Below are 422 nucleotides of genomic sequence, written 5' to 3' on the forward strand. Positions count from 1 at the left end.
AGGGTTTTTCCGGTGGCTGCAATGACATCCGCAAGCGCGTCGACGTCGTCTTTGGCGTAGAGGGTATCGACCAGGACAGCCTCCGTCGGTCCAATGATGATTGTTGCTGTCGTGGGCGAGAAAGTTCCACCGAAGGACAGTTCGATCGACTCTGTGACGTAGACCTCTAGCTCAAGGCCGAACTTCTGGGCAGGCACTGTGGCTTCTCCTGAAACTGTCGAGGAAAATGCGCGAGAAAATGGTTATGACGACTGGCATAACGACGCACCTGCAGTTATAACAGTCGTCATAGAGAGTCGTCAACCCCTTCCAGTTAGGGATGGATGCGTGGGTATTCGCCGCCCTTTCGACGGGCCGAAGGACATGAGACGGGTGGGCTATTATGACGATGGTCATGACGGAAGCATCGATAGCGAGGCGAG

At 55.0% G+C, this 422-nt stretch carries 1 protein-coding gene and 1 pseudogene; one reads left to right on the top strand and one right to left on the bottom strand.

Annotated features, from left to right (window positions below; genetic code table 11):
• Positions 1-197 (bottom strand): annotated as a pseudogene (locus AC2ETI_RS32675) (hypothetical protein); the annotation flags it as partial.
• Between the two features lies 1 nt (position 198).
• On the opposite strand from AC2ETI_RS32675, the gene AC2ETI_RS32680 reads away from it, so the two are divergent.
• Positions 199-422 (top strand): hypothetical protein (locus AC2ETI_RS32680; protein ID WP_483635056.1); only part of this gene is annotated, 224 nt, incomplete at its 3' end.

It is taken from the genome of Rhodococcus sp. MurmanLake-1, from assembly GCF_056945715.1.